This window comes from Sphingomonas sp., from assembly GCF_041661825.1.
In the GTDB taxonomy this organism is placed as follows: Bacteria; Pseudomonadota; Alphaproteobacteria; order Sphingomonadales; family Sphingomonadaceae; genus Sphingomonas.
On record NZ_JBAZTU010000002.1, the window covers coordinates 898,796 to 913,738 of the forward strand.

A 14,943-nucleotide genomic window follows, 5' to 3' on the forward strand; every position below is an offset into this window, starting at 1 on the left:
GCGGACAACAGGAAGAGGGAGCGCTTCAACGGCTCTTCCTGACACGACGAGCCGCGCCCGGCACATCGACACCGTCGTTCGCCGCGACGGCGCCCTGGCGCTGTTCTTCATGGAGCGTGAGCAGCGACTCCATCAATTCCTCTTCGGCGCTCGACATCACCGCCAGCACCTCGGCCTCGTCGCAATCCTCCGCGGCGAGATAGGCGTGGCCCATGCTCGAATCGATATACAGCGCCTCCCCCGGGCCCAATGTGACCGGATCGTAGAATTCGGTGTGCACCACGATCTTGCCGCTCAGGACGTAGAGGAACTCCTCGCCCGTGTGACGAACGAGGTCGCCGAACTGCTCTGCGGACCGGGCGCGGATCTTCGTGATCACCGGGATCATGCGCTTTCGGCGAAGCTCGGTGCAGAGATAATAATAATCGTAATTGGGCGTCTCGACGCGCACCGAACGCGAGACATCGCCCAGGCTGCGACGCGCGGTGACTGGCTGGGCCGGCTCCTCGTCCGTCTCCGCGAACAGTTCGGACATCCGCAGTCCAAGCCGCTGCCCGAGCAACTGGAGCTTGTCGTAGGTAAGCGTCAGGCGGTCATGCTCGATCTTCGACAGCGTCGATACCGGAATGCCGGTTTTCGCGCTCATCTCTTTGAGCGTCCAGCCCTCGCGTGCACGGAGGCCGCGCAACAGGGCACCAAGGGTCGGTGAAGGAGTCGACAAGGAAAACCTTTCTCAGGTCATTGACGATATCTCCAATCAGGATAAAACAATCCCAATTGGAACAATTGTCCGATGCTACCGAAACTCGGACGGCTCCGCAACGGATAAGGGGAGACGGTCGATGCGTTTGGCTAAGCTGGCCGTGATCGCGGTCGCGCTGATCGGCGGGATCGCGACCGCGCAGAAACCGGTGGCCGCACCGTCGCCCGCCCCTGCGGTGGTCGCAGCGACCGCCCCGGCGCCGGCTGGCGCGCACGAGCTGACGGGTGCCGATGTCAGCACCTGGCTCGACGGCTATCTGCCCTACGCGCTCCACAATGGCGATATCGCCGGCGCGGTCGTGACGGTCGTCAAGGACGGGCAGGTGATCGCGGCGCGCGGCTATGGCTATGCCGATATGGCCAAGCGGCGCCCGGTCGACCCGGCGGCGACGCTGTTCAGGCCGGGATCCACGTCGAAGCTCGTCACCTGGACGGCGGTGATGCAGCAGGTGGAAGAGGGCAAGATCGATCTCGATCAGGACATCAACACCTATATCGATTTCAAGATTCCCGCCCGCAACGGCAAGCCGGTCACCATGCGCCAGATCATGACGCATACCGGCGGCTTCGAGGAAGTGCTCAAGAACATCATCTTCTACGACCCGAAGATCAACACGTCGCTCGAGACCTACCTCAAACGCTGGGTCCCCACGCGGATCTTCGATGCCGGTACCACGCCCGATTATTCCAACTGGGCGACCGCCCTGGCCGGCTATGTCGTTCAGCGCGTGTCAGGCGTGCCCTTCGACGACTATGTCGAGCGCCGCATCTTCGCCCCGCTCGGCATGCAGCATTCGAGCTTCCGCCAGCCACTGCCCAAGACGCTGCAGCCGCTGATGTCCACGGGATACGACCAGGCATCGCTCCCCGCCAAAGGCTATGAGTTCGTCGGTCCGGCACCGGCAGGATCGCTGTCATCCTCGGGCCTCGACATGGCGCGGTTCATGATCGCGCATCTCGACAACGGACGGGGCATCCTCAAGCCCGAAACTGCGGCGATGATGCACAACAGCCCGCTCGACCGGGTGAATCCGATGTCGCTGATCCCGCCGCTCAACCGCATGGAGCTCGGCTTCTTCGAGACCAACATCAATGGGCGCGAAGTGATCGCCCATCTCGGCGACACCAATCACTTCCATACCTCGCTGCATCTCTTCATGGCAGATCATGTCGGCTTCTACGTGTCGTTCAACAGCGCCGGACGCGAGGGCGCGGCGCATGTGGTGCGTGGGCAATTGTTCCAGGATTTCGCCGACCGTTATTTCCCGTCGACCGGGCGCGACGGCCGGGTCGATGCGAAGACCGCGGCTGAACATGCGCGGATGATGGTCGGTCATTGGGAAGTCAGCCGCCGGTCGGTCTCGAACTTCATCAATATCCTCAATCTGGTCGGTCAGGTCGACATCACCGTCGACGACACGGGCAGGCTGGTGGTGCCGGCGCTCAAGGGCCCGGGCGGGGCGGTGATCGTGTGGGACGAGATCGCGCCGTTCGTGTGGCGCGATCATAACGGACATGACCGGCTGGCCGCCAAGGTCGTCGACGGCAAGGTCGTGCGGTGGAGCTTCGACCTGATCTCGCCTTTCATGGTCTATGACCGCGTACCGGCGATCCGGTCGGCCGGCTGGCTGCTCCCAGCGCTCTATGCGAGCCTAGCGGCGCTGTTGCTGACCGTCCTCTACTGGCCGGTGAGCTGGTTGATCCGGCGGCGCTATGCCGCGCCGATCGCGGTGACGGGCCAGGCGCTCAAAGCGTATCGCGCGACGCGGATCATGGCGCTGCTGGTGCTGGCGGTACTGGGCGGCTGGATGGCAGCGATCACGGTGCTGTTCGGCGACATCAGCATGCTGACGGCAAGCGCCGACACCCTGTTGTGGTTCCTGCAGATCAGCGGCGCCATCATCTTTGTCGGCATGGTCGGCATTGCTGCCTGGAACGCCTGGCTGACCTGGCGCGACGGTCGCGGCTGGGCACGCAAGATATGGAGCGTGATCGTCCTCGGTGCGGGGCTGATCGTGCTCTACACCGCCTCGGCCTACAGCCTGCTCGCAATGACGGTGAACTACTGATGGCGCGCCTTTCGCTGAGCGTGGCCACCGACACACTGAACCTGACGCAACCATTCCGCATCGCAGGCTATGTCTTCGAAACCGCCGACGTGCTCGTGGTCACCCTCGACGACGGCAGCCACCGCGGTCGCGGGGAAGCGGCGGGCGCCTATTATCTCGGCGACGATCTGGCCAATATGCGCTCGGCAATCGAGCATGCGCGCAGCGCCGTCGAGGCGGGGCTGACCCGCGAAGAGCTGAGGGGGGTTCTGCCCCCCGGCGGCGCGCGCAACGCGATCGATGCCGCACTGTGGGAGTTGGAGGCGGCGCGAAGTGGCCGGCCGGTATGGGCGCTGGCCGGGCTGGACGCGCCGCCGCGTCCCATCGTCACCACCTTCACCGTGAGCGCCGACACGCCCGAGGCGATGGCAGCCAGGGCGATCGCCTATGCCGATGCGAAGTCGATCAAGGTCAAGCTGACGGGCACCGTGGATCTCGATCTCGCCCGGGTCGCGGCGATCCGCGCGGCACGGCCGGACATATGGCTGGGCGTCGACGGCAATCAGGGTTTCGTCCGTGACGACCTGCCGTCGCTCGTCGCCGGGCTTGTCGAGCACCGGGTTTCCCTTCTGGAACAGCCATTGGCACGCGGACGTGAGGCGGAGCTGGACGGTTTCTCCTCGCCGATCCCGCTCGCAGGCGACGAGAGCTTGTTGTCGCTCGCGGATGTTCCGGGCGCCGTCGGGCGCTTCGATGTCGTGAACATCAAGCTCGACAAGTGCGGCGGCCTCACCGAGGGGTTGCTGATGGCGGCCGAAGCAAGGCGGCTCGGGCTCGGCGTGATGGTCGGCACGATGATCGGCACCAGCCTTGCGACCGCGACCGGCTTCATCCTCGGGCAATCGGCCGATCTGGTCGATCTCGATGGCCCGACCTTTCTCGCACAAGATCGAAGCCCCTCGGTCACCTATGCGGACGGCATGCTCTACGCCGGGCCCGAGATATGGGGCGCGGGAGAGCCTGTCGCGGCATGAACGACCAGCCCACCTGGTTCGGCCAGCCGCGCGGGCTGACGATCCTGTTCCTTACGAACATGTGGGAGCAATTCTCCTATTACGGCATGCGCGCGCTGCTGATCTATTACATGACCAAGCAGCTGATGATGGCCCAGGCCCCGGCATCGGTGGTGTACGGCGCCTATACCGCCTGCGCCTATTTCACGCCGATCATCGGCGGCCTGATCGCGGATCGTTGGCTCGGCAAGCGCCGCGCGATCATCACCGGCGGGCTCGTGATGGCCGCCGGCCATTTCATGATGGCGTCAGAGGCGCTGTTCTATCCGGCACTTGCGACGATCGCGCTGGGCAACGGCCTGTTCCTGCCGAGCCTGCCGAGCCAGATCGACGACCTTTACCAGCCGGGCGATCCTCGGGTCGGCTGGGCGTACAATGTCTATTATGTCGGGGTGAACATCGGGGGATTCCTGGCTCCCCTGGTGTGCGGCACGGTCGGGGAACTTTACGGCTGGCATTGGGGCTTCGGCCTCGCCGGCATTGGGATGCTGACCGGGCTGTGCGTCTATATCTGGGGGCAGCGCTACCTTCCTGCCCAAGCAAAGGCACCGCCGCTCCCGAAACGGGATGCGCCGCGCGCGTCCTTCCCGCGAGAGACCCTGCTGCTGCTCGCTGCAATCGCGCTCTCGGTCACGGTCTTTCGCGGCGCGTATGAGCAGGTCGGCAACACCCTGCCCTTATGGGCGGACGTCGGCGTCGATCGGCATGCCGGCACGGCGATCATTCCGATGACATGGTTCCAGTCGCTGAATCCTTTGCTGGTGATGGTGATGACGCCGCCATTGCTCGCCTTGTGGCGCCGCCGCGCCGCAGCCGGGACGGAGGAGCGCCCTGCGCGCAAGATGGCGGTCGGCGCGACAATCGTTGCCGGGGCATTCCTACTGCTAGCCGCGCTGGCAGCGGTGGGCGACACCGCGCACTGGCTGTGGCTTGTCCTGTTCTTCGTCCTACTGACGCTGGGCGAGCTCCACATCCTGCCGACGGGGCTCGGGCTGTTCGCGCGCCTTGCGCCGCGCGGCCTCGGGTCGACGACCGTGGCCGCCTGGTTCCTCGCGAGCTTCGCCGGCAGTCTCGCGGCAGGTTTTGTCGGCACGCTATGGAGCTGGACCCGCCACGCCGAATTCTTCGCGATCCTGGCCGCCGTCGCGCTCGCCTCGGCCGCGATGCTGCTGCTGATAGACCGATCCGAGCGACGCGTTCGCGTACGGGCCGAATTAGGTTGACAGTTCTCTGATCAGGACAAATACTCCAAAAATATAAAAAACGTGCCCAGGGAATACCTCCGATGAAAAAAATTCGGCTATTTTTGTCCGTTTCCAGTGCGCTTGCCATCCCACTGGCGGCGAGTGCCGCGGCGGCCCAGGACACGCCCGACGCGAAGCGCGCTACGACGGCAGACACCGAACACCCCGACATCATCGTGACCGCGCAGAAGCGCCAGCAGCTGCTGATCGACGTGCCGCAATCCGTGAGCGTCGTGTCGGGTGCCGTGCTGGAGCGCCAACAGGCGTTCAACTTCCAGGACTATGCCAAACTGGTCCCCGGCCTGCAGATTGCGCAAAGCAATGCGGGTGAGGCGCGGATCGTCCTGCGCGGCATCAATACCGGCGGCGTGGCCGCGACCGTTGCGACCTATATCGACGAAACGCCCTTCGGATCGTCGAGCGGGCAAGTGAACGGCGCGATCCTGGCCGGCGAGCTCGACACGTTCGACGTTGCCCGGGTCGAAGTCCTGCGTGGCCCCCAAGGTACGCTCTACGGCGCAAGCTCGCTTGGCGGCGTCATCAAGTTCGTGACGATCGAGCCGAAGTTCGACAAGGTCGAGGTCCGTGGCCGGGCGAGCCTCGAGTCAGTGCAGGGTGGCGACCTGTCCTATCTCGGTTCGGCGATGGTCAACCTGCCCGTCTCCGACACTTTGGCGATCCGTGGATCGGGCTTCTACCGCAGCTATGGCGGCTTTATCGATTCGACCGGGCTGGCCGGCTCGGACGTCGCGAAGAACATCAACGATTCCAAGAGCTATGGCGGTCGCGTGTCCGCGCTATTCAAGCCCAGCAGTACATTCTCGGTCCGATTGACCGCGGTCCTGCAGAATCTCGACAGTGACGCGGCCAGCGTGGTCGAAAGCGACCCCGTCTCGCTGAAGACCCGCTATGGCAATTTCGTCCAGTCGCAATATGTACCGGAATATACCGACATCGCCTATCGGCTGTACAACGGCACGGCCGATCTCGATCTGGGCTTCGCGACGCTCACGTCCTCGACCAGCTACAGCATGTTGAAGGAGTCGCTGCGCGACGACCTTTCGGCTCTCTATGGCAATGCGCTCGGGCTCTATAGCGAGCCGGCTGGTCCCGCCGCGGATATCGGCCTTGTCCAGCACACCGATGTGTCGCGCTTCACCCAGGAAGTGCGCCTCTCCTCCGGCAAGAGCGATAGCTTCGAATGGCTGCTCGGTGGCTATTATGATCGCGAGACGGGCCAGATCGTGCAGCGGCTGGATGTCTACGATCACGGCACGCTGAATATCTTCGCCGGCGTGCCACAGTTGTTCGACGGCGCAACGCACTCGCGCTACGAGGAATTCGCAGGTTTCGCGAACGGTACGCTTCATCTCGGTTCGCGCTTCGACCTGACGGCCGGTGGCCGCTTCAGCCACAACGACCAGGTTGCGGATCAGGGCGGCACGGGCCTGCTTGCGCCCCCTGCCCTCGATTCCGCGTCGAAGGAGGACGTGTTCACCTGGTCGGTCGCGCCCAAGTTCAAGATCAACCCCAATGCCGCGCTATATGCCCGCGTCGCGAAAGGCTTCCGGCCCGGCGGCCCGAACATCGTGCCCCCCGGCGCGCCCACCAGCGTCAAGACCTATCGGTCGGATTCGCTGATCAGCTATGAGGTGGGTCTGAAAGCCGAAACGGCCGATCGCAGCTTCGGCATCGATATCGCGGCGTTCCACATCGACTGGAGCGACATCCAGCTCTTCGCCTCGATCAACAATTACGGTGTCAACGCCAATGGCGGGAAGGCCTATAGTGACGGCGTGGAGTTCACCGCGACGATGCGGCCAACACGCGGTCTCCAGGTGTCGGTGAATGGCGCCTACACACAGGCAAAGCTGCTCGAGGACACGGATCCGATCGTTGGCGGTCTCAAAGGCGACCGGCTGCCCTTCACGCCCAAATACGCCGTGTCGGTCAATGGCGATTACGACTGGAAGGTCGGCGGCAGCGCCACGGCCTATGTCGGCGGCTCGCTCCGTTTCCTCGGGGAGCAGGCTGGCCCCTTCAGCGCCGACTACCGGGCAGCTAATGGCCGCCAGTCGCACATCCCATCCTATGCGGTGGCCGATCTGCGCGCCGGGGTGGAGTTCGGACGCTACTCGGTCGAGGTCTATGCGAAGAACCTCACCAATATCGATGGCAAGACCAACGTCGTCGGCGAAGGCAATTCGCCGTTCGGCTCGGTGGGAACCGGCGTGATCCGGCCCCGCACGATCGGGGTGACATTGGGCGCGGGCTTCTAGGCGTGACAGAACTCTTGTCGCTGGAACGCCCGGTCCGGGAGGGCGGAATCCATGCCCTCCCGGCGCCGTATCTGCTGTTCCTGGGGGATATTGTCGAACCGGGATATGCGAAGACGGCGTTCGGGCTGCGCGACTGGGCGGGCGATCGCTGCCTGGGCGAGCATGCCTTGCCGGCCGCGACGGTCACCACCGGGCTGCGGCGCATGACGCCGGCAGAGGCGGCCGCAAAGGGCGCACGCGCGATGGTGATCGGGGTCGCCAATCCCGGCGGGCTGATTCCGCCCGCCTGGATGCCCGCCCTGCTTGCTGCGCTCGACGCCGGGCTCGACCTGATCGCCGGCATGCATGCCCAGCTGAGCACCCTGGCGCCGCTGCGCGAGCTCGCCGCACGCCGCGGTCGTCGCCTGATCGACCTGCGCGTACCGCCGACCGATCTGCCGATCGCCAGCGGACGCAAGCGCACCGGCCGGCGGCTGCTGACGGTGGGCACCGATTGCGCGCTGGGCAAGAAATACACCGCGCTCGCGATTACCCGGGGCCTTGTTACGCGCGGCGTCGACGCGACGTTCCGGGCAAGCGGGCAGACCGGAATCATGATCGCCGGCGACGGTATCGCGATCGACGCAGTGGTCGCCGATTTTGCCGCCGGCGCAGCCGAGCTGCTCAGCCCCGACGCAACACCCGACCATCTCGATGTGATCGAGGGGCAAGGATCGTTGTTTCACCCATCCTATGCCGCGGTCTCGCTGGCGCTGCTGCACGGCAGCCAGCCCGACCTGTTCGTCGTCTGTCACCAGCCGGGACGCGAGGAAATGCTGGGTGCCGCGGGCTACCGGGTACCGTTGGTCGAAGCGGTCATCGAGCAGACGCTGATGCTGGGTCGGCTGACCAACCCAGCGATCCGCTGCGCAGGCGTGAGCCTGAACACCTCCGGCATGCCTGCGAATGCGGCGGACAGGGCAATCGCCTGGACAAGCGCACATCTGGACCTGCCGGCAGCTGACCCCATCCGCGGCGGACGCGCCTTCGAACGCCTGCTCGACACGTGCCAGGCATGAGCCCCGCGACGATCGATCGCTTCCGCCGGTTCGTGCTCCCGGGCCTGGCCTTCAAGGCCGTCGTCATCGGTGGGGGTTATGCGACGGGACGGGAGATTGCCGAATTCTTCCTGCCGGCGGGGCCGTGGGGCGGGCTGCTCGCGATATTGCTCGCGACGCTCATCTGGGCAGTCGTCGCTGCGGCGACCTTCTCCTTCGCGCATGCCGCCAGGGCGCAGGACTACCGCACTTTCTTCCGGGCATTGCTCGGTCGGGGATGGATCCTGTTCGAGGTCGCCTATGCGATCTTCCTGATCCTGATCCTCGCCGTCTTCGGCGCCGCCGCGGGCGAGATCGCCGCCGCCACGTTCGGAGCGCCGCCGATCGCCGGCACGCTGGCGCTGATGATCGGCATCGCCGCCTGCGTCGCTTTCGGCAATGCCGGGGTGGAGCGCGTCTTCGTGTGGGTTTCGGCCCTGTTGTATGGAACCTACGCCGTGTTCCTGATCCTTGCGCTCAGCGGTGTCGGGGACAGGATTGCCGCGGCCTTTGCCATGTCGCCCCCGCCGCAAGGCCCCTGGGCATTGGGCGGCATCACCTATGCCGGATACAACATCGTCGGCGCCGTCGTCGTGCTGCCCGTCACGCGGCATTTCCGCTCGGGACGGGACGCGGTGACCGCCGGGCTGATCGCGGCACCACTCGCGATGCTGCCGGCACTGCTGTTCTTCGTCAGCATGACGGCATTCCTGCCCGACATCGCAAATGCGGTGCTACCCTCGGACTATATCCTCAGCCGGCTCGGCCATCCGGTCTTCCACATCATCTTTCAGGTAATGATCCTCGGCGCCTTGCTCGAAAGCGGGACGGGCGCCGTCCACGCCGTCAATGAACGCATCCTGCATTCGGGCAGCCGGCGGATCACTCTCTCTCCTGCGGTCCGCGCGCTCGCGGCACTGGCATTGCTGGTGCCCTGCATGCTGCTCGCGGAACGCATCGGGCTCGTGACCCTGATCGCGTCGGGCTACCGCGCGCTCGCCTGGGTATTGATCGCCATCTACGTCCTGCCGTTGCTGCTGCTCGTCGCCTACCGGCGCATCAGGGGCACGGCCCATCAGCCGGAGACGCTATGAAGAAGTTGTCCGCTTTGGCCCTGCCGCTGGCGCTGCTCGCCGCGCCGGCCACCGCCGAGCTGCCCGCCGGCTTCGACGCGCGGGTCGAAGCGCTCCGCAAGGCGTCAGGCACGCCGGGCATGGCCGTCGCGATCGTCGAGAACGGCAAGGTGGTGCTCGCCAAGGGGTACGGCGTCCGCAAGCTCGGCGCGCCGCAAAAGGTCGATGCCGATACGATCTTCACCATCGGGTCGACCGCCAAGGCAATGACCGCCGCGGCGATCGCCACGCTGGTCGATGCCGGCAAGCTCGGCTGGGACGACAAGGTGATCGATCATCTGCCCGGCTTCCAGATGTACGATAGCTGGGTGACGCGCGAGATGACCGTGCGCGACCTGCTGGTGCACCGCAGCGGTCTTGGGCTGGGCGCGGGCGATCTGCTCTACATCCCACGCGGCAGCTATTCGCGCGCCGAGATCGTCAGGCGCTTGCGGTATGTGAAGCCGGCCACGAGCTTCCGCAGCGGTTATGCCTATGACAATGTGCTCTACATCGTCGCGGGTCAATTGATCGAGGAAGTCAGCGGCCAGAGTTGGGAAGAGTATCTCCGCGAGCATGTCTTCAAGCCCGCCGGAATGATGCATGCGGAGGATGAGTTTACCCGTACGTTCACGGTTGCCAATCGCTCGCAGTCCCATGCCCGCTATGGCGGCCCCGTGCGCGGCACGGGCGAAATGCGCATGCTCGACGAGCGCGATCATCTGCCCCAGGCGTCCGGCCCCGCCGGGCTCGTTGCCGCGAGCGCCAACGACATGGCGCGTTGGCTTCAGGTCCAGCTGGCACAGGGTGCAGTGCCAGGCGGCGGGCGGCTGTTCAGCGAGGCTCAGGCCAAGCAGATGTGGACGCCGGTAACGCCGATCCCGATCGCGACCCTCCCCGAACCGGTCGCCGGCACGCAGCCGAGCTTCCAGTCCTATGCGCTTGGCTGGGAAGTGCGCGACTATCATGGCACGAAGATCGTCTGGCACGCGGGCGGCGTCTATGGTTCCACCTCGGTGGTGGTGCTCATCCCGGAGAAGAATGTCGGCTTTTCGATCGAGCTCAACAGCGAAGAGACCGAGCCGCGCCAAGGATTGATGTACGAATTGCTCGACCATTATCTCGGCCGTCCGAAACAGGATTGGCCGGCGCGGTTCGGCGCCTACCGCAAGCAGCGGATCGCCGCGGCCGAAGCGGCGGTTGCCGCCAAGGTGGCGGCACCGGCGAAGATCGGGCCATCGCTGCCGCTCGATCGCTATGCCGGGCAATATGTCGACCCCTGGTACGGCAAGCTGACTGTCGGCGCCGGACCGCAGGGCCTGACGGTCGACTTCGTACCGACACCGCGGATGAAGGCGCGGCTTGAACATTATCAGTACGACACCTTCATCGCGAAGTTCGACGATCCGGGAATCGAGTCGGCCTATCTGACCTTCGCGCTCGACGCCGAAGGGCGAGTGTCGCGGATCACCGCCGCGCCCGTGTCGCCGATCGCCGACTTCAGCTTCGACTATCGCGATCTGGCGTTCGCGCCGGCGCCCGCGGAAAAATAAACGCGCCCGGTGCGCATCGCAAAGCATTTTAAGGGATTGAGATGACGACCACCAAAAGAGGCTTGATTGCGATGCTCGCCTGCATGCTGGCAGTGGCGCCGGCCATTTCGCAGCCGCAACCCATCGGGCCCAAGAGCCCGCCGGTCGTCGCAACGCCGGTCGTCGCCGTGCCGATCCCCGAAACGCCCGCCCTCACCGCGGCCGATGTCGGCGCCTGGCTCGACGGCAATCTCCCGGCCGCGCTGGAGCAGGGCAAGATCGCCGGTGCGCAGGTCGTCATCGTCAAGGACGGCCTGGTGCTCTTCAAGAAGGGCTATGGTTATGCCGATGTCGCCGCCGGGACGAAGATGGATGTCGACCGCACGCTGATGCGGATCGGGTCGACCTCCAAGCTCTTCACCTGGACCGCGGTGATGCAGCTGGTCGAGGCCGGCAAGATCGATCTCAATGCCGACGTGAACAAGTATCTCGATTTCAAGATCACGCCAAAATCGGGCCGGGCGATCACGATGACCGACCTGATGACGCACCGTGCGGGATTCGAGGAGGGGCTGAAGGATCTTCTCGCAATCGACCCGGCACGGTTCAAGACGACCGAGCGGTATCTGAAGGAGAATCCTCGCCCCCAGCTTTTCCCCGCGGGTACGGTGCCGGCCTATTCCAATTATGGCGTGGCGCTCGCGGGGTATATCGTGGAGCGCGTATCGGGCGAGCCGTTCGCGACCTATGTCGAGCGCCATATCCTGCAACCGCTGCAGATGCCCCGTACGACCTTCTTCCAGCCCCTGCCCCCGGCGCTCGCAGCGTCCATGTCCAAGGGCTACTCGCAGAGCAATATGCCACCCGGCGCCTTCGAGTTCGTGACGACGGCGCCCGCGGGCAGCGTCAGCGCCACCGGCACGGACATGGCGAACTTCATGATCGCCCATCTCCAGCAGGGGCGCTTCGGCACCGGCCAGATCCTGCGCCCCGAGACCATGCGGCTGATGCACAGTCCGTCCCTCAAGGAGACCCCTGGCTTCGCTCAGCTGGCGCATGGCTTTTTCTACGAGCACCGCAACGGCAAGCTCGTCATCGGTCATGGCGGCGATACGATCGTGTTCCACACCGACCTGAATCTGCTGCCGGAACAGGGCGTCGGCTTCTTCGTCAGCTTCAACAGCCGCGGCGAGAATAGTGCCGTCTACGGCGCGCGCCAGCGTCTCTTCGCACTGTTCATGAATCGTTATTTCCCGGCACCGCCGGCCACGACTCCGCCGGCGATCGCCAACGCTGCGGCGCATGCCGGCACGCTCGCCGGCCGCTACGAGAGCTCGCGGCGCGTGGAAACCGGGTTCATCAGCCTCTTCTACCTGCTGCAGCAGGACGTGCTGACCGCCAACCCGGACGGCACCATCAGCCTCGCATCGATCGAAGACAAAAGCTTCCGCGAGATCGCGCCCAATCTCTGGCAGGAGGTCGACGGAACGAGGGAATTGCAGGTCACCGATACAGGGGGCCGCCGGACCATCATCGACAGCGAAAATCCCGTTTCCGTGTCGCAGGCGGTACCGCTCGCACGCAATTCCATGCTGAATCTGCTCGTCGGCCTCTTCTCTTTCCTCATCCTGCTGGCGACCGCACTCCTTTGGCCGGTGGCCGCCTGGCTGCGCCGTTCCTATCCGGGACAGGTCAGTCCCGCCGGACAGGCGGCGCGCGTGAAATTGCTGACGCGCGTCGCAGCGGTGGGCGACCTGGTCTATCTGGGGGGTTGGTACATGATGCTCGCGCCCGTCCTGAGCAATCGCTTCTATGTCTACAACGCCGGATTGGACGGCTGGACGAGACTGTTGCAGGTCGCCGCCATCGTCCCGCTCGTCGGAGCGGTCATCGGCGTCTGGAATGCCAAGCTCGCATTCGCGCCCGGTCGAAGCTGGGGTGCGCAAGTGCGCAGCGTGATGGTCGCCATCGCCTTGATCGGCATCGTCTGGATAGCCTGGATGGGAGGCCTGATCAGCGTCGATCTCAATTATTGAGGACCGCGGTGCTGCGCCGAGCACTCCGGACGGCGTCATGGCGGCACGGGCCGAGGTGCAGGCCAAAGCGCGTGCCCTGCGCAACGCCCTTCCCGATAGTCCTTTCTCAGTGGGAGGGCATGTCGAAGGCGATGTGCAAAGGCAGTTCGGTCGTCGATTTTATCTCGGAGAGGGCGACCATGGAATTGACTTCCTGAATTCCGGGAAGCTGGGAGAGTTTGTCGAAAAAGAAGCGCTCATATGCTTCGATGTCCTTCGTGACGATCCTCAGCATGAAGTCGACATTTCCCATCAGGACAAAGCAATCGAGCACTTCGGGAAGCTCCCGGATCGCGTCCGAAAAAGCCGTCATGTTCGCGCGCCCGTGCTGATTGAGCTTGACCTGAGCGAATACCTGGGCGTTCAGCCCGATTTTTTTCCGGTCCAGGATGCTCACCTGCGCGCGGATATAGCCCTCCTCCTTGAGCCGCTGGATACGGCGCCAGCAGGGCGCCTGCGACAAACCAACTTCATTGGCGATCTCGGTCGTCGGCTTCGACGAGTCGCGCTGAACGACAGCGAGGATCTTGCGCTCAAACTCATCAAGGTCCTCAAGCATGGATATTTCCCAATTCTGTTTAATTCCGCATAGATCATTCGATTATCTACCTTGTGCTTCGATAACGCGCAATTTTTATCGCCGCCACACGTGCTAGCTATTCCTCATTGAAGGAGCAGGGCCATGGTTCAACGCGTTGTCGGCAGGAATGATCTTCAGGAGGGACTCCACCTCATCAACGATGAGCGATCGGGCCTCAGCGGGGTCATTGCCATTCACTCGACGGCGCTCGGGCCTGCTGCCGGCGGCTGTCGCTTCTGGCACTATGAATCGGATGAAGCGATGACTCATGACGCCGTACGGCTCGCCCGCGGCATGAGCTACAAGAACGCATTGGCCGGACTTCCCTTCGGCGGGGGCAAGGCCGTGCTCAGGCGCCCGCTCGGCGAATTCGATCGAGCCGCCCTCTTCGGCGCGTTCGGCGACGCAGTCGCTGCTCTCGGTGGCAGCTACATAACCGCCGAAGACGTGGGCACGTCGCTCGACGACATGCATGCTGTCCATCAGCGAACGTCCTTTGTGGCCGGCCTGGAACCGCAGCCTGGGAAAGCCGGTGGCGACCCCTCTCCCTGGACGGCTCTCGGCGTGTTCCAGTCGATACAGGCAGCGTCCAAACTCACCTTTGGCTCGGACGTCGAAGGCCTGACGGTCGCGATCCAGGGCGTCGGCAACGTGGGCGCACATCTTTGCCGCCTCGTAAAGGAGGCGGGCGGGCGCCTGATCATCGCCGATGTCGACCGAGCCCGGGTGAACCATCTCGCCCAGGAACTCGACGCTCGAGTGGTGGACGTCGATGACATCCTCGCGGTCGAGGCGGATGTGTTTGCACCGTGCGCGCTGGGCGCGGTTCTGAATGACTATAGCATTCCCCGTCTCAAGGCTCGGCTGGTCTGTGGCGCCGCAAACAACCAGCTTGCCACCGACGAGGACGGCGCGGCTCTTCTTGAACGGGGCATCGTCTACGCGCCGGATTATCTCGTGAACGCGGGCGGGATCATCAATGTCTCCGCAGAATATCTCGGCGAGACCACAGAGCAGGTCCGCCAACGGGTCGGCCAGATCCCGAACAGGCTGGCGGCCCTGCTGGCATCCGCAGACCGCGACCGGAGGCCCACGCACAGGGTTGCCGACGAAATGGCTGAGCAGATTATCGTCAGTGCGAGGCGGGTCGCTGCGTGAGCGA

11 protein-coding genes are annotated in these 14,943 nt (G+C 64.6%); 9 read left to right on the forward strand and 2 right to left on the reverse strand.

Features of this window, described 5'->3' with window-relative positions; genetic code table 11:
* Window positions 1–25 precede the first annotated feature (25 nt).
* A complete protein-coding gene (locus tag WC729_RS11550; RefSeq protein WP_372852751.1) occupies window positions 26–721 on the reverse strand; it encodes a helix-turn-helix domain-containing protein in 696 nt (231 codons plus the stop codon).
* 121 nt (window positions 722–842) lie between these two features.
* Here WC729_RS11550 and WC729_RS11555 point away from each other — a divergent pair, with 121 nt between their 5' ends.
* The 8 genes from WC729_RS11555 (at window position 843) to WC729_RS11590 (ending at window position 13,162) form a co-directional block, all read left to right on the forward strand.
* Complete coding sequence (locus WC729_RS11555; RefSeq protein WP_372852753.1) at window positions 843–2,831, forward strand: serine hydrolase domain-containing protein; 1,989 nt, start codon at window positions 843–845, stop codon at window positions 2,829–2,831.
* The gene (locus WC729_RS11560; RefSeq protein WP_372852755.1) at window positions 2,831–3,844 is read left to right on the forward strand and encodes a dipeptide epimerase; all 1,014 of its coding nucleotides are present in this window, start codon (window positions 2,831–2,833) and stop codon (window positions 3,842–3,844) included. Before WC729_RS11555 ends, WC729_RS11560 begins: the two co-directional genes overlap by 1 nt.
* Entirely contained in the window at window positions 3,841–5,106 is a 1,266-nt protein-coding gene (locus WC729_RS11565; RefSeq protein WP_372852757.1) for a peptide MFS transporter, read from the forward strand. Before WC729_RS11560 ends, WC729_RS11565 begins: the two co-directional genes overlap by 4 nt.
* 83 nt (window positions 5,107–5,189) lie before the next feature.
* Window positions 5,190–7,406 (forward strand): TonB-dependent receptor, encoded by a 2,217-nt coding sequence (locus WC729_RS11570; protein WP_372852759.1) that lies wholly within the window; start codon window positions 5,190–5,192, stop codon window positions 7,404–7,406.
* A 2-nt stretch (window positions 7,407–7,408) separates the two neighbouring features.
* Window positions 7,409–8,464: a DUF1611 domain-containing protein gene (locus WC729_RS11575; RefSeq protein WP_372852761.1), complete on the forward strand. Its 1,056-nt coding sequence runs from the start codon at window positions 7,409–7,411 to the stop codon at window positions 8,462–8,464.
* Window positions 8,461–9,576, forward strand: a complete 1,116-nt coding sequence (locus tag WC729_RS11580) for a hypothetical protein (RefSeq protein ID WP_372852763.1) — start codon at window positions 8,461–8,463, stop codon at window positions 9,574–9,576. Before WC729_RS11575 ends, WC729_RS11580 begins: the two co-directional genes overlap by 4 nt.
* Window positions 9,573–11,147 carry a serine hydrolase gene (locus WC729_RS11585; RefSeq protein ID WP_372852765.1) on the forward strand — a complete coding sequence of 525 codons (1,575 nt, stop codon included), beginning with the start codon at window positions 9,573–9,575 and terminating at the stop codon, window positions 11,145–11,147. The genes WC729_RS11580 and WC729_RS11585 overlap by 4 nt, the downstream gene beginning before the upstream one ends.
* 41 nt (window positions 11,148–11,188) lie before the next feature.
* A complete protein-coding gene (locus WC729_RS11590; protein ID WP_372852767.1) occupies window positions 11,189–13,162 on the forward strand; it encodes a serine hydrolase domain-containing protein in 1,974 nt (657 codons plus the stop codon).
* 106 nt (window positions 13,163–13,268) lie between these two features.
* On the opposite strand, the gene WC729_RS11595 is transcribed toward WC729_RS11590, so the two are convergent.
* Window positions 13,269–13,760, reverse strand: a complete 492-nt coding sequence (locus WC729_RS11595; protein WP_372852769.1) for an Lrp/AsnC family transcriptional regulator — start codon at window positions 13,758–13,760, stop codon at window positions 13,269–13,271.
* 123 nt (window positions 13,761–13,883) lie between these two features.
* Between WC729_RS11595 and WC729_RS11600 the strand changes: the two genes are divergently transcribed.
* The gene (locus tag WC729_RS11600; protein WP_372852771.1) at window positions 13,884–14,939 is read left to right on the forward strand and encodes a Leu/Phe/Val dehydrogenase; all 1,056 of its coding nucleotides are present in this window, start codon (window positions 13,884–13,886) and stop codon (window positions 14,937–14,939) included.
* Window positions 14,940–14,943: the final 4 nt, after the last annotated feature.

What these genes read in the sequence shown, in the direction of transcription:
- WC729_RS11555 (WP_372852753.1), top strand. Translation starts at nt 843, where the DNA reads ATGCGTTTGGCTAAGCTGGCCGTGATCGCGGTCGCGCTGATCGGCGGG.
- WC729_RS11560 (WP_372852755.1), top strand. Translation starts at nt 2,831, where the DNA reads ATGGCGCGCCTTTCGCTGAGCGTGGCCACCGACACACTGAACCTGACG.
- WC729_RS11565 (WP_372852757.1), top strand. Translation starts at nt 3,841, where the DNA reads ATGAACGACCAGCCCACCTGGTTCGGCCAGCCGCGCGGGCTGACGATC.
- WC729_RS11580 (WP_372852763.1), top strand. Translation starts at nt 8,461, where the DNA reads ATGAGCCCCGCGACGATCGATCGCTTCCGCCGGTTCGTGCTCCCGGGC.
- WC729_RS11585 (WP_372852765.1), top strand. Translation starts at nt 9,573, where the DNA reads ATGAAGAAGTTGTCCGCTTTGGCCCTGCCGCTGGCGCTGCTCGCCGCG.
- WC729_RS11590 (WP_372852767.1), top strand. Translation starts at nt 11,189, where the DNA reads ATGACGACCACCAAAAGAGGCTTGATTGCGATGCTCGCCTGCATGCTG.
- WC729_RS11595 (WP_372852769.1), bottom strand. Translation starts at nt 13,760, where the DNA reads ATGCTTGAGGACCTTGATGAGTTTGAGCGCAAGATCCTCGCTGTCGTT.
- WC729_RS11600 (WP_372852771.1), top strand. Translation starts at nt 13,884, where the DNA reads ATGGTTCAACGCGTTGTCGGCAGGAATGATCTTCAGGAGGGACTCCAC.